The sequence below is a fragment of the Chryseobacterium sp. CG10_8 genome (assembly GCF_058117085.1).
Map to the genome: position 1 here is coordinate 1 of NZ_JBYVEB010000051.1, position 22,241 is coordinate 22,241.

The following is a 22,241-nucleotide window of genomic DNA, read 5'->3' on the forward strand; positions in this document are numbered from 1 at the left end:
ATTTTAAACAAGTTATCAATTTCTTAATAAGTACAATTTTCGTCGTAATCATTAGAAAATTTCTAAATAGTGTTATTTTTACACAAAAAATTTGGTGAGAAGAAATTTTATTCTAAATTTGCGTTATTAAAACACAAATAGTATTTTAAAATGATGAAATATAATTTACAAAACACCATAGAGAAATTCCAAAAGAAAGAAAATTTGAAATTCCTCTTCTTTTGGGGACATACTGCAAAAGAAGTTATTGGTAAAACTTGTTTTAGTCAGTGGTATCCAAGTCTATTTGAAGAAAACGGAATACAATATTTAACCGCAGAACATTATATGATGGCAGGAAAAGCAAGACTTTTTAATGATAAGGAAGTATTGAATGAAATTCTGCAAACCAAAGACCCAAAACAAGTAAAAGCTTTAGGAAAGAAAGTTAAAAATTTTGACCCAAAAATTTGGGATGACCATAAATATGATATAGTAAAAAAAGGTAACTTTCTAAAGTTTTCGCAGAATGAAAATTTAAAAAATTTCCTTTTGGGAACAAATAATAAAATCAAAGTTGAAGCCAGTTCTTATGACAGAATTTGGGGAATCGGAATGCTTGAAAGCAATCCTAAAGTTGAAAATCCATTATGTTGGAAAGGAGAAAATTTACTCGGCTTTGCTCTGATGGAAGTAAGAGATTTATTAAATGAAAAGTGATGAAAAAGATGCACTATTTAAAAGGCGATGCAACTTCACCACAAGCAAGTGGAATTAAAATCATTGCACATATTTGCAACGACATCGGAGGTTGGGGAAAAGGATTTGTGATGGCGATTTCCAAACGATGGGATCAACCAGAAAAAGAGTATCGAAATTGGCATCGTTTCCGAAGCGAAAATAATTTCGGATTGGGAGAAATTCAAATCATTCAAGTCGAAAAATACATTTACGTTTCCAACATGATTGGTCAAAAAGGTATAAAAACAGGAAGCAACGGTGTTCCTGTGAGATACGACGCTATCGAACAATGCTTGGAAAAATTGTGTAAAGAAGCCAAAGAATTAGGAGCTTCCGTCCATATGCCAAGAATTGGTTGCGGTTTAGCAGGAGGAAAATGGGAAGAAATTGAACCTTTAATTGAAAAAACATTATTAAAAGACGAAATTGCAACCTACGTTTATGATTTTGGGTAAAATTCCAAAAGTCGTAGCTAAAAATTTGAAATAATGAAACCTGATAGATTAGAATTAGCGCAAAAGTCAGTAGTAGGAACTTCGATTGGAGATGCTTTTGGAGAGAGTTTCTTTGGAGAACAATCCATGATAAAAACTCACATTGACCAAAAGATAATCCCAGAAACGCAATGGGAATTCACGGATGATACAGTGATGTCCATTGCGATCTATAAATCCTTAGAAAAATATGGCGTGATCAATCAAGATTATTTGGCTCAAGAGTTTACCAAAAATTATTTTCTTGACATTAATAGAGGATATGGACCTTCCATGCACCAATATTTTCGCGAAATTAAAGAGGGAGAAAATTGGAGAAATGTGTCATATGCCAAGTTTTCAGGTCAGGGATCTATGGGAAATGGGGGTGCGATGAGAGCAACCGTAATTGGAGCCTATTTTTATGATGATCTGGATATGTTAAAACATCAAGCATTTTTGTCATGTGAAGTCACTCACGCCAACAAAGAGGCAATTGATGGAACAAAAGCTATTGCTTTGGCTTCCGCTTTTACAGTTCGAGAATATTTAGGATTGGAAAACTGTACTCAACAGGAATTCATAGATAGAATTAAAAATGAGTTAGGAGACACGGATACGAAATCCAAACTGAATAAGGTTTTGCACTTAGATTCAGAACATCATATCGAAACATTGGTGAGTGTTTTGGGAAACGGTACTAAAATGACCACTCAAGATACCGTTCCCATGGTTATTTGGATGCTTTCTCGTTACCGCAATTATTTTGAAAAAGGACTTTGGGAATCCGTTTCTGCCTTGGGAGACCGAGATACCATTTGCGCAATGTTCGGCGGTGTAAGTGTTTTAGGTTCTGATAATATTCCCATGGAATGGAAAAACCAAGTTGAAAATTGGAAAAACAGTATATTTTATGTTGAAGATTGAATTATTAAAAGGCGACATAACCAAAATAGAAACTGACGCAATTGTCAATGCTGCTAATTCATCACTTCTTGGTGGAAGTGGTGTTGATGGTGCAATACACAGGGCTGGAGGAAAACAAATTTTAGATGAATGTATTGCTATTAGAAATAAACAAGGAGGTTGTAAAGTTGGATACACAGTTTACACTTCTGGCGGGAATCTTCCAACGAAATATGTCATCCATACAGTCGGACCAAGATGGAATAGCAAAGAAGAGGAATGTATAGAACAACTTGAAAACTGTTATAAAAACAGTCTTTTGTTAGCTGAAAAATTAAAGGCCAAAACGATAGCATTTCCTAATATCAGTACAGGAATATATAAATTTCCAAAAAAATTAGCTGCAGAAATAGCATTTGAACAAGTGAGAAATTTTGAAAATGAAAATCTTGAGAAAGTGATTTTTGTTTGCTATGATGAAGATAACATGAAGATTTATAGAGAATTACTTGAGATTTAGAGAAATCATTTCAAGTATTCTGATGAATATTAAGATTTAAAGAAATGAAAAACTTAGTCATATTAACAGGCGCAGGAATCAGTGCCGAAAGCGGAATACAAACCTTTAGAGACAGCGATGGATTATGGGAAAACCATGATGTTCGTGATGTAGCAAGTCCTGAAGGATGGAGAAAAGACCGAGAACTGGTTTTAGAATTCTACAACCAAAGACGTCGAAAAATGAGCGAGGCAGAACCTAATCAAGCTCATTTTTTGGTCGCAGAATTAGAACAATATTTTGATGTTCAAATTATCACGCAAAACATTGATGACTTGCATGAAAGAGCAGGTTCAACAAAAATTCTTCATCTTCATGGTGAAATGAAAAAAGCATGTTCTTGTCGAGACAAAAACTTAGTTTACGACTGGGAAAAAGACATCAACATCGGAGATAAAGCTGAAGATGGAGCACAACTTCGACCCTTTATTGTTTGGTTTGGAGAAGATGTACCTTTAATGAATAAAGCTGTAAAACTCACAAAAGAGGCTGATATTTTCTTAGTTATCGGTACTTCTTTGCAAGTTTATCCGGCTGCTGGATTATTACAAGACATCAAGAATGATTGTTTGCTGATCGTAATCAATCCAGACGACAGCATGAGCTACGGAAAACGAGCTGTAGTACTCAAAGAACCAGCAACAAAAGGAATGGAAAAACTTTTCCCTTTACTTGTTGAAAAATCCAAAGAATAAAAAAAGACCGTTAGAGCAATTTCCTAACGGTCATTCTTTTATATATTTATTAGAATTATTTCTGCACTGATTTAGCGACCTTTCCAATCGTTAATCCTTGAACCAAAATACTAAACAATACCACAATATAAGTAGCAACCAATAATTCTTCTTTTTCAATTGAAGAAGGCAGAGATAGTACTAAAGCTAAGGACAATCCTCCTCTAAGACCGCCCCAAGTAATAATTTTAGCATCACCACGGTCGAGATTAAAGAATTTTGGAAATTTACTTAGAGGGAAATACACCAAAAATGCTCGAGTCAACAGGATAATAAAAATAGAGAGAACACCAAGTATCACATAACTTCTTTCAAAATCAACCAACATTAAAACGAATGCGATAATAATAAATAAAAGAGCATTAAGAACAACATCCACCAGTTCCCAGAATTTGTGAACATATTCCAGAGTAGTGTCACTCATCGCTACATTGGTTCGGAAATTCCCGACCATTAATCCCATAACGACCATTGATAACGCACCAGAAATATGGAAATAATTCGCTAAATAATATCCACCCATCACAAAGGCCAACGTTAATAAAACCTCGGTTTCGTAATGGTCAATTGATTTCATTAAAAGGTGCAAGAAGTAGCCATAAATTAATCCCAAAATAATTCCGCCAATAGCTTCTTGAACAAACAAAACCGCGAAATGATCAACACTAAATTCTCCTAACTTCAATGTATCCAAAAGTGCAATAAATAATACAACACCAACACCATCATTAAACAAACTTTCCCCAACAATCACGGATTCCGTTTTTTTAGGAACGCCAGCTTGTTTCAATATCCCTAAAACTGCAATCGGATCAGTAGGTGAGATTAATGCCCCAAACAATAGGCAATATATAAATTCAATATTCAAACCTAAAAACTGTGCAGTATAAAAGAATAATGTGGCAATGATGATGGTTGAGAGAATGACTCCTCCCAACGCAAAACTGGCAATGGACTTTATTTGAGACTTCAGGTCGCTCCAATTGGTATGAAGTGCACCAGCGAAAAGTAAAAAACCAAGAAAAACATTAATAATCAATTCATCAATCCTCGCCTTCTCAAGATAACTCTCCAAATTATGAATATCGATATCCATCCAAAATTGGGATGAAATAACCACTACTGACAACAATGTCGATAGAAAAAACAAACCTATAACAAAAGGTAGTTTCAAAAAACGTCCATTGATGTAAGCGAAAGCTGCGGACAAACAAATAAGAATAATAAGAATTTCGTAAGCGCCCATTTTAGTTCTTTTCTCTCAATTTAACTTTAATTTTTTCGATATTTTGCTTTGCTGAATCTTCCAAAATCAGACTCGCACTCATGAGAATTCTTTCGGGCATCAATTGGTCAAAATGTTCAGTTCCTTCCCAAGACACTTTTTTAATTAAAGCTAAAGCTTCATCACTTCTTGTCGAAAGTTTTTCTAAAAATAATGAAATTTCTCGATCCATTTCCGAAATACTCTCAGAAACTGAATGGTAAATATTATGCGTTTCCGCCCATTTCGCACTTCTAAAATCAGCATCAATCGCCATCGCTGCAAACTGAGATTTTCCAATTTTTCGCTCTACATAAGGACCGATAACGAAAGGACCAATTCCCAAATTTATTTCCGTTAAAGCCAAAGCCGAATCTTGAGTAGCAAAACAATAATCTGCTCCACAAGCCAAACCAACTCCTCCTCCTGTTGTTTTACCTTGAACTCTTACAACGACAATTTTACCGCAGTTTCTCATCGCGTTGAGAACCTTTGCAAAACCTCCGAAAAATTTTTTAGAAGTTTCCAATTCTTCTATTTCCAATAATTCGTCAAAGCTGGCTCCTGCACAAAATGCTTTTTCGCCTTCGGATTTTACCAAAATGGCTTTCACTTCTTTTTTTGCACCTTCATCCAAAATCGTTTGCGCTAATTTTTCTAAAATCTCTCCCGGAAGCGAATTGCTCTTTGGTGTCCCAAATGTAATTTCGGCGATATGGTTTTTAATTTCTGAGTTTACGAAACTATTTTCGAAAGATTGCTTATCGTTCATGATTTATTTTTTTAAACTGAATATTTATCCCGCAGATTTCACGGATTCTTCCTTTTTGAAGATATTCTATAATTTTATTTGTTTATTTTATGACTGCTTTATTCTATAAAATTTAATATCTCAATCATTATGACTATTAATTTTTCTGAATATACTTTTATCAATTTGGTCTGTATTAAAATTCACAAGAATTCCAAGCTTCAAACCTGTTAACTTAAGATAGGTCAATATTTGTTTATGATGCACTTTTGCCAATTCTTCAACTGATTTGATTTCGACAATGATTCGGTCTTCCACAAGAATATCAATTCGATAACCATTTTCAATCAACAAACCTCGATATTTAATAGAAACAGGAACTTGAGATAAAACCTTTAATCCTAACTCCTCTAATTCTATTAACAGAACTTTTTCATAAACTGACTCCAACAAACCTGGACCAAGTTCATTATAGACATTAAATATCGCCTTCCGAATCAGAAAAGTAATCTCATTATCCTCCATAGACAACTATCAAAATTTACTCTTAAATCTGCGAAATCTGCGGGATTAAATCAAACTGCTCAAAATGATGTGTAAAATGTTTTCTTTGGAACAGCTCCATCATTTCTTTATTAAGGACTCCGAAACGCAGATGAAAATGTTTTGCGTTTGGATTTTCTCGGTAATAGATTAAAAATTCTTTCACTGCTTCTATAAGTTTGGTTTTGGCTTCATCCAAATTTTTAAATCTTTTTTCTGGCACTTCGCCTTCTTTTAAGAGTGGATATTTAGCTCCTGGTCTTATTTTCTTTTCTGTGTAAATCCAATCTTGAAGTTTTTCTAATTGCTCTTCTGGAATTTCTGGAAAGTCTTCTGGTTTTAAATTTCCAAAACCATTTCGAAGCACTTCTTCCAAATGTTCTACCATCATTTGTGGAGACATTACCCCAAATTTTCTTTCAGAGTTTTCGGTTAATCCATTCAATAATTTTTGAATTTTATCTTTTTTAAGTTCTATAAAAGGAGATTTTTTGGCTACTAAAGTGAGAATGGTAGCAACGCAAACTACTTCTTCACGTTGATTGACAACCTCAACCAACCATTTCACTACACCACTAGGAATATTTCTTCCTTTTACTCCACGATTTATTTTTTCTTTTGCCGTCAAATAAACCGTAATGGTGTCTCCTGCATACACTGGTTTAAAGAAACTTGCATTTTCTAAACCATAATTTGCAATAACAGGTCCTTTTTTACCCGAAACAAACAATCCTGCCGCTGCGGAAAGGATAAAATATCCATGTGCAACGGTTTTATCAAAGATAGTATTATTAAGACTTGTTGCATCGGTATGTGCATAAAAATGATCCCAAGAAACATTAGAAAAATTCACAATATCAGCTTCTGTTACCGTTCTTCCTGCCGTTTCTAAAGAATCTCCAACTTCCACTTCTTCAAAATATTTTTGGAAAGGATGTTTATCTGCGAATTTCTTTTCTGCACCTTGTGTATAGACTTTGGTAATCGCCGTTAAAATATCTGGAGAACCTTGTATTGCTGTTTTTTGAAGGAAAAAGTGAAGTCCGTTCAAGCCACCCATTTCTTCGCCACCTCCTGCTCTTCCAGGTCCACCATGCATTAAAGTTGGCAACGGAGAACCATGACCTGTACTTTCTTTGGCATTATCTCGGTTCAACACAAAAATTCTTCCGTGTGTAGAAGCCATTTTCCAAGAAGTTTCGGCAACAAATTTTTCATCATGAGAAATTATAGATCCTACCAAACTTCCTTTTCCGCGTTTTGCTAAAGCTGCAGCTTCTTCCGCATCTTTATAAGGCATAATGGTAGAAACTGGCCCAAAAGCTTCTACTTCATGAGAAATATTTTTATCAAAAGGTTTGTCGTTATAAAAAACTTTAGGTGTAAAAAATGCTCCGTTTTCGTAATTGGCTTCTACCAAATCGTGTATTCCGTCATAAATAAGTTCGGTTTCAGATTTTAGAAGATTTACTTTATCTTCCAAAACTTTTAATTGGTCTTTCCCAACAATAGAGCCCATCCTTGTTTCACGGTTCAAAGGATTTCCGATTTTGGTTTGGTCAAGTGCTTTTGCTAAGGCATTTTGAACATCGCCTACTAAATTTTCAGGAACGATAATTCTACGGATTGCTGTACATTTTTGTCCAGCTTTGGTAGTCATTTCACTTTTAACTTCTTTAATAAATAAATCAAATTCTGGAGTTCCCACTTTTGCGTCTAAACCAAGAATAGAACAGTTTAATGAATCTGCTTCCATATTAAATCTAACAGCATTTCCTGAAACTGAAGGCAACGCTTTCAGCTTTCTACCTGTAGTTGCAGAACCGGTGAAAACCACAGAATCACCATCTTTTACAAAATCTAAAATAGTACCAGGTTCGCCACAAACTAACTGAACTGCACCTTCTGGAAGGTAACCGCTTTCTATCATATCCTTGAAAACTTCATTGGTAAGATAAGAACTGTAAGGTGAAGGTTTTACAATGCTGGGAACTCCCGCCAAAAGTGAAGTGGATAATTTCTCCAACATTCCCCAAACTGGAAAATTATAAGCATTAATTTGAACCGAAACTCCTTCACTTGGTGTCAAAATATGCGTTCCAAGATGAGTTCCATTCGTTGAAATTTTTTGAACATCTCCATCGACCCAAAATGGTGTATTCGGTAACATTCTTTTTGCTAAACCTGAATACGTGAAAAATGTTCCAAAACCTCCTTCAATATCGGCCCAAGAATCGATGTGAGTTGCTCCAGTTTTATAAGATAGTTCGTAATATTTTTTCTTTCTTTCAAGAAGGTAAAGTGCCACTTTTTTAAGCATTTCGCCACGGTCGTAAAATGTCATTGATGACAAATTTTTGTAACCGACAGTTCGTCCATAATCCAACGCTTGCTCATAATTAAGTCCTTCCGTATCCGAAACAGCGACCAATTCTCCGTTGACAGCATTATGCAATGGAATTCCGGTTCCAGTTCCTTCAATCCATTGTCCTGTTATATAGTTCTTTAGTTTCATTTTATCTTGTTATTTAACTGAATCTGAAATAAATAAATTTGCTTTATCAATATTCAAATAATTTTCATTAGAAGTATACCAAGAAACAAATTTTTCGTATTCCGACTTCTCAGCGGTATACCATTTTTTGAACTCTTCTTCTCCCCCTTTTTGAAATATATAGTAATTATAAGCTTTCAAAAGTCCGTTATCAAGTAACTTTTTGTGATAATCAATCAAAACATTGGGGTAGTTTTTGTAATCTTCCTGATAATAATTCTTTAAAAAATCAATTCTCATCCGTGATAAAGAAGCCAAATCAACTTTAGTCTCGCTTACAGTCGCCAAGATAAAGCTCTTAGCGAAGATTGCGCAAAATGGTAGTTTCTTACTAACATCAAATTTTTCCACATTAATTACAACATCACAAAAATCTATCTTTTTTTCATTTGGACTAGCAATAGTTACAGAACTTTTGTAGGTATCGTATAATAACTTACTCATTTCAATAGTTCTTCCTGTTGTTCTCTCAAGATTCATAAAAATCTCTCCATAAATCAACCCTGAAAGCTTATCTGAAGAGTTAAGATAAATTTTGGACACTCGATAATAATTGGACGAGTACATTGGAGCCACTGAAATTCCTTTTTCATAGACAGAAATAGCTTCACGATGTTTATTCTCACTTTCGAGAATCACTCCCTTTTCCAAATATAATCTTCCTGCGTCTGGAAACTTTTTCAAACCATCATCATAAACCATGACGGCCTTTTTAGAATCATTAATATAATCGTAGTTATTACCCAATAATTGAAAGTAATGCTCGTTGATATTTTTGTAGTCTTTTACCTTAAGCAATTGATCGATAGCTTCTTGATACTGCTTGTTGTCAGTATAAGCCAATGCAATCTCATAAGGATAGGTAAAATCCTCCGGATCAATCTTTTCACACTCTCTTAAAATCGAAATAGCTTCACTATACTTTTTATCGTCAATTAACTTTACAGCATCATAAACTTTTTCGCACTTAAACTGTTTTTCTTGCGAATAAAAGATTTGAAAACAAATCACAAAAAAAATTACAAGTGTTTTTTTCATTGTAATAAAAATTTATAATTCCGTCACTTTTTTATCGATTTTGTAGACAGTTCCTCGGAAAGTAGCCACCAAAACTTTGTGTTGATTGGTTATCGAAATATCATAAACTGCTGTTTTTCTTGTATCTGCCATCAAAATACTTTCTGCAATAAGTGTATCGCCCATTCTTACCGCTTTTGTAAATGAAATCATACAGTTCAATGCAACCGAAGCATCGTTAGTATTATTAGAAGAAAACGCCAATGCCGAATCAGCTAAAGAAAAGGTAATCCCACCATGAACAGTTTTCAGACCATTAATCATTTCTTCTTTTATCGGCATCTCGATAAGGCAATATTTTTCACGGACTTCAATCAATTTTATTCCCATCCATTTGGAAAATTCATCTTGATTGAGCATGTATTGTGCGAGTTCTAAAGGTGTCATATTATAAATTTACCAATTAAACAATGTAACAGTCTAACAATTAAATAATTCGCTTTAATTTTAATTGTTACATTGATACATTTTCATATTGTTATATTGTTACATTTTGCGAAGCAACGGACTTTGTCGGTATCGTTCTTCTTGATATTGGTTGTATAAATTTTGAAGAGTTTCGGAAATTTTTTCAAAACCAATTTCTTTTCCCCAAGAAAGTAAACCTTTGGGATAATTTACCCCTTTTTGCATTGCGAGTTCGATGTCTTCGTCGGAAGCGATTTTTAATCTTTTGGCTTCAACGGCTTCATTAATCAACATCGAAATAATTCGCATGAAAATCATTTCATACAATTCTTTATTTTGTTCTAAATCTTGATTCTCGGTTCTCGGTTGTTGGCTCTTAGAATCCGAATAATCGTAAAAACCTCTTCCTGTTTTTCTTCCATGAAGTTTGGCTTCGCTCATTCGTTGTTGCAACAGACTTGGTTTGTATTTGGGATCGTAGAAATAATCTTTATAAACCGTTGTCGTTACAGAGAAATTAACATCCACGCCAATCAAATCCATTAATTCAAATGGTCCCATTCTGAAATTTCCAAGAGTTCTCATCGCATCATCAACTTGTTCTACCGTTGCCAAATTTTCTTCAACAATTCTCAACGCTTCACCATAATAAGGTCTTGCAATTCGGTTGACAATAAATCCAGGAATATCCCTTGCAATAACCGGAACTTTCCCCCAAGATTTCATCAAATCACACATTTCTGTATCCAGATTATTCTTAGTTAAAAGTCCAGGAATCACCTCAACCAAAGGCATCAAAGGAGCAGGATTAAAGAAATGAATCCCGATAAAACGTTCGGGATTTTTAAGTTCGGAAGAAAGAGAGGTAATCGAAATGGACGAGGTATTAGAACCAATCACACAATCCCTCGAAACGTAATTTTCTAATTCAACGAAAACCTTAGTTTTGATTTCTTTATTCTCAACAATCGCTTCAATAACCAAATCGCAATCTCGAAGTTCTTCAAGTTGTGTACATGGTTTAATTCGATTAAAAATACCATTGGCATCTTCCTTCGAAATTTTCTCTTTCTGAACTAATTTCTGAAGCGTGTTTTCTAAATTTTTTAAAGACTTTTCGGTCTGTTCAGCATTGACATCAAATAAAAAGACGTCACAGTTGTTGGTCGCTGCCACTTGTGCAATACCAATTCCCATGGTTCCAGAACCGATGATTCCTATTTTCATAATGTAACAGTGTATCAATCTAACAATGTAACAATTCATTGGTAAACTGGTACATTGCTACATTGTTAAATTAAAGTTTATTTTCCTTTATAATCAGGTTTTCTTTTTTCTAAAAACGCAGCTACACCTTCGTAAAAATCGTCTGTATGTGCTGCTTTCTGTTGAAGTTCTGCTTCTAATTCTAATTGTTTTTTCAGACTGTTATCATATGAACGAGCGAATGCTTTCTTGGTCAATTTTAAAGCAGAAGTTGGCATGTTGGCTACTCTTTCCAAAATCTCCATCGATTTCTCTATGAATTCTTCTTCAGTAAAAACTTCAGCAACCAATCCAAGAGTCTTAGCTTCATCAGCAGAAAGTTTTTTACCAGTAAATGTTAAGTAATTAGCCATTTGTCTCCCTACCAATCGTGGCAAGAAATAGGTCCCACCTGTGTCAGGAATTAGTCCAATATTGGAGAAAGCCTGAGAAAAGTAGGATTTCTCTGATGCTAAAGCGAAATCACAAATCAATGCTAACATCGCTCCCGCTCCTACTGCAGGACCATTAACCAAAGAAACAACTGGTTTTTTGCAACGAGTTAATTCCATAACCAATGGATTGTAATAATCCTTCACAATATTGAAAACGATATGCTCCTCATGATGGTCCTTCCCTTGAACAAAAGCGTCATCTAAATTTTGTCCAGAGCAAAAAGCTTTTCCTCTTCCGGAAATTGCCACACAACGAAGATTTTCGTCATTGTTACAATCTTCAAAAAAACTTTTAAGTTCGGAAAGTGAAGATTTGTTAAGCGCATTAAGCGTTTCGGGTTGATTAAGGTAAACTATCTTTAGTTTTCCATCAAAATGATTTTCTACTTCGAATTGTGTGTACATTGTTTTTATTATTGATGATTGATAATAGATAAATTATAAATATTGAATTCTAAATTTATCCTGAGTATTTTACTTTTTACTTATGCTTTGGCTCTTAGTTTTTGGCTCTAACTAATGACATTTAAAATAATCAAATGGCTCCAAACAATCATTGCATTGATAGCTCGCCTTACATAAAGTCGAACCAAAACGGCTGATTTGCTTTGTATCTTCCGAACCACATCTTGGGCATTTTTTCGGAACGTTGAGATGGTCTTCATCCGCTCCCTTTTCTGGTGGCGTAATTCCGTATTGCCTCAGCTTTTCTCGCGCTTCATCCGTAATCCAATCGGTGGTCCAGACAGGAAACATTTGAGTTGTTACTTTTGCTGAAATCCCCTGCTCTTTAAAGAGTTTAATAATATCTTCTTCAATATTAAACATAGCTGGACAAGCAGAATAAGTCGGAGTAATAATGATTTCTACCTCTTCTTCAGAAAGCCATTTTGCATCCCTAACAATTCCTAATTCAACGATGTTAATCACTGGAATTTCAGGATCTGGGATTTGGGATAATATGTCTAATAAATTTACCAATGTATCAGTTTATCAATGTAACAATGAAATTATCAAAAATTGTTGCATTATTACATTTTCAAATTATCTAATTGATTTTACCATGTACAATCAGGATACGTTCTCTGCATATATTGCAATTCGCAAAGGATATAGCCAAAATACTCTGTATGAACTCCTTTTCGGCTTCCCTTCTGCATGAATGTTTCAGTTGGAACTTCTAATCCAAATTTCGCAAAATCTTCAGTTACTTTTTGCATCCATTCTTCATATAATTTTTTCGAAGATGGAATCAAATTAAGCGCAACTAAATTCTCCTCATCTTCCACCTCATCAAACAAACCTCCTGTATATTCCCATAGATTGGAAACTGCATTCAATAATCGAGTTCGGCTCTCTTCTGTTCCTTGCGCAAAAATTTGCATCCATGTTGAAGCATGAGTCAGATGATATTTAACCTCTTTCAAAGATTTGATAGCGACAGCTTTTACATCTTCATCTGCAGAATGGCTCAAACTTTCGTATAAGAATTTTTGATATACTGCGAAAAAATAGGCTTTCAGAATTGCTTGGGCGTAGTCGCCATTTGGTAACTCAACCAATTGAGCATTGAGATAATCTTTCTCCACACGAAGCATGGCAAAATCATCTGCGGTTCTTCCATCTGCAAAAAGTTTTACCGCGATATTGTAAAAATTATTGGCTTGCCCTAATTGATCCAAAGCGATATTGATAATTGCAATATCCTCTTCGAGGTACGGACCTTTACCACACCATTCTCCAAGTCTTTGTCCTATAATTAGGGAATCATCTGCAATTTTTAAGATATAATTTTTCATTTTTTATATAGAATAAAGATCAGAGAGAAAAGAGAAAAGATTTTAGTCTTTATTCTTTTCTCTATGCTCTAAAAGTCGGCATTACATATTTTTCACGTCGTTAGGAATTTGATAAAAAGTCGGGTGTCGATACAATTTATCATCAGCTGGATCAAAAAAAGCTTCTTTGTCCATACCTTCACTTGTTACCACAAATTTGCTTGGAACAACCCAAATCGAAGTTCCTTCCATTCTTCTGGTATATACGTCTCTTGCATTTTGCAATGCTAATTCTGCGGTTGCTGCTTGTACTGTTCCAGCATGTTTGTGAGATAGTCCAGGTTTGGTTTGGATAAATACTTCCCACATATCTAAATTATTGCTCATAGTTAAAATAATTTACCAATTTAAAAATGTAACAGTTTACCAATTAAATCCTTTATGTTGTAAGTTACACTCCTTAATTAAAATTTGATTGTTAAATTGTTACACTGATACATTGTTACATTTCTGACCGTAAGCAATCGCTGCCTCCTTTACCCAAGCGTTTTCGGCTTGTGCTTTGCGTTTGGTTTCAAGGCGTTTTTTGTTGCAAGGTCCGTTTCCTTTTAGTACTTCGTAAAATTCATCCCACGGCAAATCTCCAAACTCATAATGTCCTGTTTCTTCATTGAATTTCAAATTAGGATCTGGAACTTTTAAGCCTAAAAATTCAGCTTGAGGAACTGTTACATCCACAAAACGCTGACGAAGAGAATCGTTACTTTCTTTTTTCACTCTATAATTCATCGATTTTTGAGAGTTAGGCGAAGCATCATCATTTGGTCCAAACATCATTAATGCAGCCCACCAAAAGCGATCCAACGCATCTTGTGCTAATTGCTTTTGTTCCTTGGTTCCACGACAAAGCGTCATAAGAATTTCGTAACCTTGTCTTTGGTGAAAAGATTCTTCCTTACAAATTCTTACCATCGCTCTGGAATAAGGCCCGTAAGAATTTCCCATTAACATCACCTGATTCATAATTGCAGCACCGTCAACCAACCAACCAATCGCACCAATATCCGCCCAACTTAACGCTGGATAATTAAAAATACTCGAATACTTGGCTTTTCCTTCCAACATATCGCTGTATGTTGTATCACGGTCTGCATGAATTGTTCCGTCGCCTAAAGTTTCGGTTGCAGCATACAAATACAATCCGTGACCTGCTTCATCCTGAATCTTTGCTAACAACGCCATTTTTCTTCTAAGAGAAGGCGCTCTTGTAATCCAATTAGCTTCTGGAAGCATTCCCACCACTTCAGAATGGGCATGCTGAGAAATCTGACGCACCAATAATTTTCGATAATCATCGGGCATCATGTCTTTGGGTTCCACCTTGTTTTCTCCCTGAACGTAGTCTAAAAATTTATCTTGATTCATTTTTTTTATAATTTAACAATGTAAAAATCTAACAGTTTAACAATGAAATACTTCGACTAAGCTCAGCATAACTGATATCCATTGGTACATTATTGGATTGATTCATTGGTACATTTTTTAAAGTTTTCCATCACTCAAATCATCCTTTACGTAAAGTCCGATTTGGCCATTAATAAATTCTCCTGCGACAAATTTCACAGCTTTGTCATCCGCTCTAATTTCATACTCTTTGAAGTTATACACTTGTCCTTCCATAGGTCCGAAAACTTCGACATTACGATCGGAGCAATGCCAATAATGATTCCAAATATTAATTCCCTCGACTCTATATTCTTTATTAACTTCAATAAAGGAAGCAAACTTGTATGAAGGCTGATTCCCTTTGATTTTTGCCAATTTAATTTTGTCCATTTTTTAAAATTTAAAAAAATTAAACATCATAATTCAATAACACAATATTGGTTGTTGGATGACATTGACACGTCAACACAAAACCACGCTCTACTTCTTCTTCGGTCAAAGCAAAGTTTTTTTCCATAAAAACTTCTCCTTCCATGACCTGCGCTTTGCAAGTACAGCAAACTCCGCCTTTACAAGCGAACGGAACAGGCAAGTTATCTTTCAGTGCCTTATCCAAAATACTTTCTTTCTTCGAATTAAGGTGGATTGAATATTCATCATCGTCAATAATTAAAGTCACAAAACTTTCGATGTTCGGAATTTTCTTGAATTCTTCGCTCATCTCTGCGTGATTAGCGTCATCGTCCGGAGCGACATAATACTCAAACAAAACTTGAAGTGATGGCACTTTCTTCTCTGTTTTCAAAAAGTCCGAAAGCGTCTTAATCATTTCCGACGGTCCACAAATAAAATAAGTCGATTCCTGAACATTGATTTCAGGGAATTTATCAAAAATTTGATTCAATTTCTCTGAAGAAATTCGACCTTCAAACAATTCGTCTTCATAATGCTTTTCACGGGAAAGCAAGTAAATCACTTTTAACCTCCCTTGAAATTTTTCAACTAAATCGTCAATTTGCTTTTTGAAAATAATATCGGTAACACTCTTGTTGCTAAAAAGCAAATAAGCAACACTTTTCGGTTCCTGATACAGAGCTTCTTTAATATTAGAAAGCACAGGCGAAATACCACTTCCCGCCGCAATTCCGATATACGTTTTATCATTACTAGGATGATAATTGGTGTAGAAATGTCCTTGCGGAGCGAGAACTTCAACAGTATCACCCAATTTCAAATCTTGATTAAGGTAAGTCGATACTCGTCCTCCTTCCAAATGCTTCACCAAAATTTCAATTTCGGCATTTCCTTCACTTGGCGCATTGACAATGGAGTAAGAACGACGTAAATCTTCTTCCCCAAAAACATGACGTACATTAAGATATTGACCTTGTTTGAACAAAAATTCGTGTCGGAGCGATTCCGGAATTTCAAAAGCAATATGAACAGAATCGTTGGTTTCTTTATTGACTTTCGTAGTTTTTAGTTGATAAAAATGATGCATATATTTAGATAACTATCATTAAAATGTGTGTTTTCCAAATATAATCATTTTTAGGGTTTCTAAAAAGCACAATTTGCAAATGAAATATTAATCAAAATTTTTCATTTTAGGCTAAAGCCGAAATCGATTGATTAAAAAAAAATGGGCTAAAGCCCATTTCTACTGATTTTATGTACCCCAATTGAAAGTCTTTATTCTTGACTCTCAAATCTTGGTTCTAAGTTAATAACCAAAAATTTCATCCAAAGTCAGTTCAACCAATTGGCTTTCAAATTCAGGATTTTTTTGAATAATATCTTCCCTTTTGCCCAATAATGCGGTATTAAAACTCAAATTTTGAACCTGAGTTTTATAGAATTCGAAGAAATTATCCCAAGTCAAATTCTGAATTTGTTCGTATAGGTCTTTTCGCAAATCATGGTTAACACCCAATTTCAAAAGATTGTAATGCTTGAAAAAGATATTCTGACGATTGATTCTTCCACTCGCAATCTGCTTCAACATGGTGTTTTTCGCATTCTCGAACTGTTGCGGAATATTTGGGAAATCTTTCAGCAGATCCTTAATCGCTTCATTGGCTTGAGTCAATTTATCTGGTTGCGTTCCTATATAACTAAAGACATAATTATGCGTATCTATCTCACTTGAAGCCGAATATGAAACATAAGCCGAATACGCTAAAGAACGACTTTCACGAAGTTCCTGAAAAACGATACTCGACAATCCGCGCCCGAAATATTCATTAAAGACATTCACTTTTCCGAAATCGTATGGATTAACCAAAACGCTTTGTCCTACCTTCATCATTTCGGTTTGCACCATGTCATATTCGGTGAAGTAAACCTGACCTAAAGTTGGATTTTCAGGATAAACTTTCGGGGCTGGAATTTCTTTCGATAGCGTTGGAATTAAATCTTGAACAGTATCCCTAAACGCTCCAACTTCCTTTCCATAAAAGAAAATATCAAATGGATAACTTAAAATTTCGTTGACCTTTTGTGTCAAGGTTGAGCAAGAAATTTTCATTAAATCTTCCTTAGAAATCACGTCTGTCATTCGGGATTCTTTGCCGTATTTAGCATAATTAACTAAGGTGTTCAATATTTTTCCTTTATCATTTTTAGCATAATTACGAGACTCCAAAATCGTTGAAACGACTTCCTGATAAATTTCTTCATCGGGTTGTAAGTCCATTAGATTTTGAATAAGCAATTGTACCGCTTGCGCCATATTTTCTTCCAAACCAGAAATCATCAAGCTGATGTGGTCATTAGCAACTTTGAAACTGAAAGTAATCCCCAACTTGTAATACTCTGCTTTGATATCTTCAGGTGAAAATTTCGAGGTACCCAAATAATCCAAAGTCGTAAAAGCTAATTCCCAAGTTCGGTCATTATCTTTCCCAAAAGGAAAAATAAAATTCATTTGAGCGATGTCACTGTACTTATTTTTTACAAACGAAAACTTTCGTTGAGCAATTTCAGAAACTTCAATTTCCTTATCGTAATCAATGAAATGGGGCTTAATTTCTGACGAGGGAATCCCTTGAATCATTTTGAAAAACTCCGAATCTTGGTCACGATTGATTTTGATGGGTGTAATCCCAGGATTTTCAACTCGAATTAAATCTTCATTTTCTCCCTGTTCTTTGTAAACCACCACATAATTGCCTTGGAAAAACTCATTTGCAAATGCTACGATTTCTTCTTTGGTTATCGTCAAAAATTCACCCAAATCTTCTAACTCTTCTTTCCAAGTTCTGTTTTTGATAAAGTTATCATATAGCGTCGTTGCCAATCCATTCGCGGTTTCCCAAGATTTCAGACGTTGCAATTTCATATCATTAAAAATCGCTTCCAACATCCAATCAGGGAATTCTCCTTTTTTCAATAATTCGTATTGAGAAATAACGAGTTGTTCGGCTTCTTTTAGAGTTTGATTTTCTTTAGGAACAATAACCGAAGAAATGTATCCATAGTTTTTGAAAGCATAGGTGTAAGTCACGGCTCGAAGTGCTTTTTGCTTTTGATTGATATTAAAATCCATCAATCCAACTTCACCATTATTGGATAAAATTTGACCACAAATTTCAGCCAATCTTGCCTCGCGAGTTCCGAACGAATCGGTTCTCCAAGCCAATTGAAGACGAGGCATAGATGGACTTTTGACGGTTTTGGATTCAATTTTGGTAATAGGTTGTTCTTCGATGTTTTCTTTTTCTGGAAAATCTACTTTTTTGAAGCTTCCAAAATATTCGTCAATCAACTGAATGCTTTTTTCAAAATCTAAATCACCCACCAAAATCACCGCCATATTATTAGGAACATAAAAGCTATCGAAATATTCGTGAATAGCCTTCATGGAAGGGTTTTTAAGATGTTCTGCTTTCCCAAGTGTCGTCTGTTGTCCATTGGGATGAGTCGGGAAGAGCAGTTCCATCAAGGTATAATTAACCAATCTGCTGTCGTTATCCTGAGCTCGATTGAATTCTTCATAAACGGACTCTAATTCGGTATGAAAAAGACGTAGAGTCAATTTGGAAAAACGTTCTTTTTCAATCATCAACCATTTTTCCAATTCATTTTTTGGAATCACATTTTTGTAGATGGTTTCATCCAGCCAAGTGTGCGCATTGGTTCCTGATGCTCCAATGGAAGTCATCAACTTATCGTATTCATTTGGAATTGCGTATCCAGAAGCTGTTTGAGACAACTCATCTATCTTTTTGTAGATTTCTTTTTTTACTTCTGGATTGGTTTCCGCTTTGTGTTGTTCGTACAATTCAGAAATTTCATCTAACAAAACTTTCTCTATCTCCCAATTAGCAGAACCGATTTTTGATGTTCCTTTAAACATCATATGCTCTAAATAATGAGCCAAACCTGTATTGTCTTTTGGGTCTCTGTTGGAACCTGTTTTTACAGCAATATAGGTTTGGATGGAAGGCGCTTCATCATTTTTGGCCAAATAAACTTGCAATCCGTTTTCCAAAGTGTAAGTTCTAACACCATAAATATCGTGCGCAACTTCTGAGTATTGATAACCGTTAGTGTCGGTCATTGTATGTTCTGTATATTGATTTTGCATTGAATTCTTAATTATGACAAAGGTAATTATTAGAAAACTAAAAAGCGCTTGGAAATCCAAACAAGTATTGTTATTGTAACCAAAATGGATTGAATTTGGCTGAAGGCGGTGTAGCTCCATTAAAGTATAGAATTATATCACCTATTACATTAGATAATGGAACTAATAATCTATTTACTAATTTACCTACAGGAAGATATATTGTACAAGTATATGATAGCTGTGGAAACACTCTAAATAGAGAGTTTGACATTGCGACACTAAATATTCCTGTTATTACTCCTGCAAATTTATGTGAAGGCGCAAACGGATCACTTGCCGTATTAGATGCACCATACTTAAACTATCAGTGGTACAATACCGCAAATCCTTCAGTAATATTAAGTACATCAAGTGTCTTAAACTTTCCTAACTTTAATTCTGCTACAAGCGCAGGTACTTATGGAGTACATATTACTTCTCCTACAAGTTCACCTTGCGTAGATACCACATTATTTTTTACAATAACAGCTAACACTTCAAATCCGCAAGCGGGTAATGATAGTACCAATGTTATTTGTAGTGATATTACTTCAGTAGATTTGAATGATTATTTGTCAGGTACTTTTGATAATTACGGTACTTGGACAGAAACTACAAATAGCGGATTGTTGTCGGGAAGTAACTGGAATTCAGGAAGCGCTACACCGGGAACTTATACGTTTGTGTACACAATTAATGGTCTTTGTACTGGTACTGATACTGCTACAATAACACTTAATTTGCGAGATTGTCTTACTGCAAATAACGATACTTTATCAACTTGTCCATCGACTACTGGTAATATAGGAAATGTATTGACCAATGATACTGCAAATGGTTCAGCTTTAGCACAAGCAAATTATACAGTTTCTACTGAAGTTGCAGATCCACAAGGAGTTATTAGCGTTACATCTAATGGTAATGTTATGGTAGGTTCTGGCGCTACACCTAGTCAAACTTATACAATACAATATAGAGTAACTGAAACAACCAATACTACAAATTATAGTATTGCAACCGTAAGTGTCTATATTTATGCAGCAGGAGAATCCGCTAGCTGTGTTTGTCATAATCCTGTCACTAATACTGCAGAGGCTGATGAGACCAAACATGGCATCACCTTATTAACAAGAGCAGGACTACCGCATGGAGGATGGCCATTGAATAGAAAGTCAGGATTTACTGCATTAGAATCAAGTAAAAAAGGATTTGTGATTACTAGAATGACTACAGTAGAAATCGAAGGTCAGACCACACCAAGTGTAATAGCAGCTAAGATTACTAATCCGGTAGAAGGAATGATGGTGTATGACACCACCGCAAAATGTTTGAAAATCTATGACGGTAACTCATGGAGTTGTTTCTCAACACCAACATGTCCATAAGGATTAATTGAGAATTAAAAATTAACAATTAATAATTAGAAAAAAAACAATGAAAAATATAAAAACAAGACTACTAGGATTAAGTTTGGTTGTAGTAGGCAGCATGGCTTATTCCCAAGTAGTGATAGGAGGCAAGAAAGGAAGTGCAGAGGAGAGAAGCCTCAGTACTGCTTCCGTACTATTAGATTTCCCAATGAACAAGAACAAAGGAATCATCTTACCTTATGTAACGACCTTACCAAGTTCACCTACCCCTGGAACAATTATCTTGGATTCCACGGATCCATTAAAGGCTCGAGTAAAGTATTACAATGAGAACACGACATCAGGGAGTGCAGGTTGGACAGACTTAAGTGGACAAGATGGAACAGTTTCTACGGAACTAATATTTCAGAATTTGTTTTCATCGAGAGAGGTTGATTCCAAGGCGATTATTGGTTCTGATACGACTACAGCCAATGGAGTCCTGGTTCTAGAGAGTACTACCAAAGCAATGGTTTTACCCATCGTTGAGGATGTTAACTTAATACCAAGTCCAAGTCCTGGAATGATGGTTTATGTCAACAAAACAGGAGCTAAACGCTTAGCTGTTTTCAACGGAAGCAAATGGAGCTTCTGGAAACCCTAATCAATTAATATGCTTTCTCCACTCTCTAAACGAATGGAGAAAGCATTTCCTAAAATTAAAAAGACCGCAATGTATAAGGCTAACAATTCAAAAAAAGTAAGAAAAGAACTTTTCTTTATCATTGTATTAATCTTGCTTGCAGTTGTTGCATTATTCGTGATTTACCTTTTTAAAATTACAGATCAGTTTCTAACAAATATCATTAAATTTTCATTAATGGTTATTCTAGCATATTTATTTTATCGACTGGCAAATCTTAGATATATTGATGTTGAAAGCTCAGGTGAAATCATAACCATAAAAAGGTGCCATCCCATACAAAAAGAACCAATTAAACCGGTTTTAGAAATACCCATTCAACAATTATCGGGAATAGATATTGAAAAAAAAGGATTACATACCTACTTTATTATCAATTTTTATTCAAATACGAATAAATTGATTTCAAGAAAATATGATATTTCAGGATTTGAAAAAAGTGGAGAATCAATGATTAGAGAACTTTTTCTCAAAAATAAGTAATATCCTTTTAAACTTAGAAAAACGCTCTTTGTCATAAGTATATTTTTAAGCGTTTTGCAAAAAAGGATCGTTCATTTGTGTTTTTTTTATCCGAATAGGTCTCCTATTCGGATATTTTTTGCTTTAAAAGCAAAGCTTTTATCAAAAAAAAACGCTTGGTAATCCAAACGCTTTTAGTTTATCA

23 protein-coding genes are annotated in these 22,241 nt (G+C 34.8%); 8 read left to right on the forward strand and 15 right to left on the reverse strand.

All coding sequences use genetic code 11. The features are described 5' to 3' along the window. Positions 1 to 150: 150 nt before the first annotated feature. Genes ybiA through AC4AGG_RS09510 form a run of 5 tightly spaced genes read left to right on the forward strand, consistent with a single transcriptional unit; the run spans position 151 to position 3,353 of the window. The gene (gene ybiA / locus AC4AGG_RS09490; protein ID WP_489771752.1) at positions 151 to 699 is read left to right on the forward strand and encodes a riboflavin biosynthesis intermediates N-glycosidase; all 549 of its coding nucleotides are present in this window, start codon (positions 151 to 153) and stop codon (positions 697 to 699) included. Then, positions 699 to 1,175, forward strand: coding sequence for a macro domain-containing protein (locus AC4AGG_RS09495; RefSeq protein ID WP_489771753.1), 477 nt, complete (start codon positions 699 to 701; stop codon positions 1,173 to 1,175). The genes ybiA and AC4AGG_RS09495 overlap by 1 nt, the downstream gene beginning before the upstream one ends. Positions 1,176 to 1,208: 33 nt before the next feature. Next, the gene (locus AC4AGG_RS09500; RefSeq protein WP_489771754.1) at positions 1,209 to 2,120 is read left to right on the forward strand and encodes an ADP-ribosylglycohydrolase family protein; all 912 of its coding nucleotides are present in this window, start codon (positions 1,209 to 1,211) and stop codon (positions 2,118 to 2,120) included. Further along, positions 2,107 to 2,619: an O-acetyl-ADP-ribose deacetylase gene (locus tag AC4AGG_RS09505; protein ID WP_489771755.1), complete on the forward strand. Its 513-nt coding sequence runs from the start codon at positions 2,107 to 2,109 to the stop codon at positions 2,617 to 2,619. Before AC4AGG_RS09500 ends, AC4AGG_RS09505 begins: the two co-directional genes overlap by 14 nt. A 44-nt stretch (positions 2,620 to 2,663) precedes the next feature. Then, the gene (locus AC4AGG_RS09510) at positions 2,664 to 3,353 is read left to right on the forward strand and encodes an SIR2 family NAD-dependent protein deacylase (RefSeq protein WP_489771756.1); all 690 of its coding nucleotides are present in this window, start codon (positions 2,664 to 2,666) and stop codon (positions 3,351 to 3,353) included. Positions 3,354 to 3,408: 55 nt separating this feature from the next. On the opposite strand, the gene AC4AGG_RS09515 is transcribed toward AC4AGG_RS09510, so the two are convergent. The 15 genes from AC4AGG_RS09515 to AC4AGG_RS09585 form a co-directional block, all read right to left on the reverse strand. Continuing rightward, positions 3,409 to 4,638 carry a cation:proton antiporter gene (locus tag AC4AGG_RS09515; RefSeq protein WP_489771757.1) on the reverse strand — a complete coding sequence of 410 codons (1,230 nt, stop codon included), beginning with the start codon at positions 4,636 to 4,638 and terminating at the stop codon, positions 3,409 to 3,411. Position 4,639: 1 nt separating this feature from the next. Next, a complete protein-coding gene (locus AC4AGG_RS09520; protein WP_489771758.1) occupies positions 4,640 to 5,428 on the reverse strand; it encodes an enoyl-CoA hydratase/isomerase family protein in 789 nt (262 codons plus the stop codon). Positions 5,429 to 5,548: 120 nt separating this feature from the next. Next, a complete protein-coding gene (locus AC4AGG_RS09525; RefSeq protein WP_489771759.1) occupies positions 5,549 to 5,932 on the reverse strand; it encodes a GxxExxY protein in 384 nt (127 codons plus the stop codon). Between the two features lie 22 nt (positions 5,933 to 5,954). Next, positions 5,955 to 8,465 (reverse strand): phenylacetic acid degradation bifunctional protein PaaZ, encoded by a 2,511-nt coding sequence (paaZ, locus tag AC4AGG_RS09530; RefSeq protein ID WP_489771760.1) that lies wholly within the window; start codon positions 8,463 to 8,465, stop codon positions 5,955 to 5,957. A 9-nt stretch (positions 8,466 to 8,474) separates the two neighbouring features. After that, entirely contained in the window at positions 8,475 to 9,542 is a 1,068-nt protein-coding gene (locus tag AC4AGG_RS09535; RefSeq protein ID WP_489771761.1) for a tetratricopeptide repeat protein, read from the reverse strand. Positions 9,543 to 9,554: 12 nt separating this feature from the next. Then, positions 9,555 to 9,968 (reverse strand): PaaI family thioesterase, encoded by a 414-nt coding sequence (locus tag AC4AGG_RS09540; protein ID WP_489771762.1) that lies wholly within the window; start codon positions 9,966 to 9,968, stop codon positions 9,555 to 9,557. A gap of 99 nt (positions 9,969 to 10,067) precedes the next feature. Further along, entirely contained in the window at positions 10,068 to 11,216 is a 1,149-nt protein-coding gene (locus AC4AGG_RS09545; RefSeq protein ID WP_489771763.1) for a 3-hydroxyacyl-CoA dehydrogenase NAD-binding domain-containing protein, read from the reverse strand. 77 nt (positions 11,217 to 11,293) lie between these two features. After that, positions 11,294 to 12,094, reverse strand: coding sequence for an enoyl-CoA hydratase/isomerase family protein (locus AC4AGG_RS09550; RefSeq protein ID WP_489771764.1), 801 nt, complete (start codon positions 12,092 to 12,094; stop codon positions 11,294 to 11,296). 111 nt (positions 12,095 to 12,205) lie between these two features. Next, positions 12,206 to 12,670 (reverse strand): 1,2-phenylacetyl-CoA epoxidase subunit PaaD, encoded by a 465-nt coding sequence (gene paaD, locus AC4AGG_RS09555; RefSeq protein WP_489771765.1) that lies wholly within the window; start codon positions 12,668 to 12,670, stop codon positions 12,206 to 12,208. Positions 12,671 to 12,747: 77 nt separating this feature from the next. Then, a complete protein-coding gene (gene paaC, locus AC4AGG_RS09560) occupies positions 12,748 to 13,488 on the reverse strand; it encodes a 1,2-phenylacetyl-CoA epoxidase subunit PaaC (protein ID WP_489771766.1) in 741 nt (246 codons plus the stop codon). A gap of 81 nt (positions 13,489 to 13,569) precedes the next feature. Next, positions 13,570 to 13,854, reverse strand: coding sequence for a 1,2-phenylacetyl-CoA epoxidase subunit PaaB (paaB, locus tag AC4AGG_RS09565; protein WP_489771767.1), 285 nt, complete (start codon positions 13,852 to 13,854; stop codon positions 13,570 to 13,572). A gap of 99 nt (positions 13,855 to 13,953) precedes the next feature. After that, positions 13,954 to 14,892 carry a 1,2-phenylacetyl-CoA epoxidase subunit PaaA gene (paaA, locus tag AC4AGG_RS09570; RefSeq protein WP_489771768.1) on the reverse strand — a complete coding sequence of 313 codons (939 nt, stop codon included), beginning with the start codon at positions 14,890 to 14,892 and terminating at the stop codon, positions 13,954 to 13,956. Between the two features lie 117 nt (positions 14,893 to 15,009). Then, on the reverse strand, positions 15,010 to 15,303 hold the full coding sequence (locus AC4AGG_RS09575) for a hypothetical protein (protein ID WP_489771769.1): 294 nt from the start codon (positions 15,301 to 15,303) through the stop codon (positions 15,010 to 15,012). Positions 15,304 to 15,322: 19 nt separating this feature from the next. Then, a complete protein-coding gene (locus tag AC4AGG_RS09580; RefSeq protein ID WP_489771770.1) occupies positions 15,323 to 16,414 on the reverse strand; it encodes an FAD-binding oxidoreductase in 1,092 nt (363 codons plus the stop codon). Positions 16,415 to 16,636: 222 nt separating this feature from the next. Further along, positions 16,637 to 19,501, reverse strand: coding sequence for a M16 family metallopeptidase (locus AC4AGG_RS09585; protein ID WP_489771771.1), 2,865 nt, complete (start codon positions 19,499 to 19,501; stop codon positions 16,637 to 16,639). Positions 19,502 to 19,590: 89 nt separating this feature from the next. Between AC4AGG_RS09585 and AC4AGG_RS09590 the strand changes: the two genes are divergently transcribed. Genes AC4AGG_RS09590 through AC4AGG_RS09600 form a run of 3 tightly spaced genes read left to right on the forward strand, consistent with a single transcriptional unit; the run spans position 19,591 to position 22,057 of the window. Further along, a complete protein-coding gene (locus tag AC4AGG_RS09590) occupies positions 19,591 to 20,907 on the forward strand; it encodes a phage tail-like protein (protein ID WP_489771772.1) in 1,317 nt (438 codons plus the stop codon). 49 nt (positions 20,908 to 20,956) lie between these two features. Beyond that, positions 20,957 to 21,535 (forward strand): phage tail-like protein, encoded by a 579-nt coding sequence (locus AC4AGG_RS09595; protein ID WP_489771773.1) that lies wholly within the window; start codon positions 20,957 to 20,959, stop codon positions 21,533 to 21,535. Positions 21,536 to 21,568: 33 nt separating this feature from the next. Then, the gene (locus AC4AGG_RS09600) at positions 21,569 to 22,057 is read left to right on the forward strand and encodes a hypothetical protein (protein WP_489771774.1); all 489 of its coding nucleotides are present in this window, start codon (positions 21,569 to 21,571) and stop codon (positions 22,055 to 22,057) included. Positions 22,058 to 22,241 lie beyond the last annotated feature (184 nt).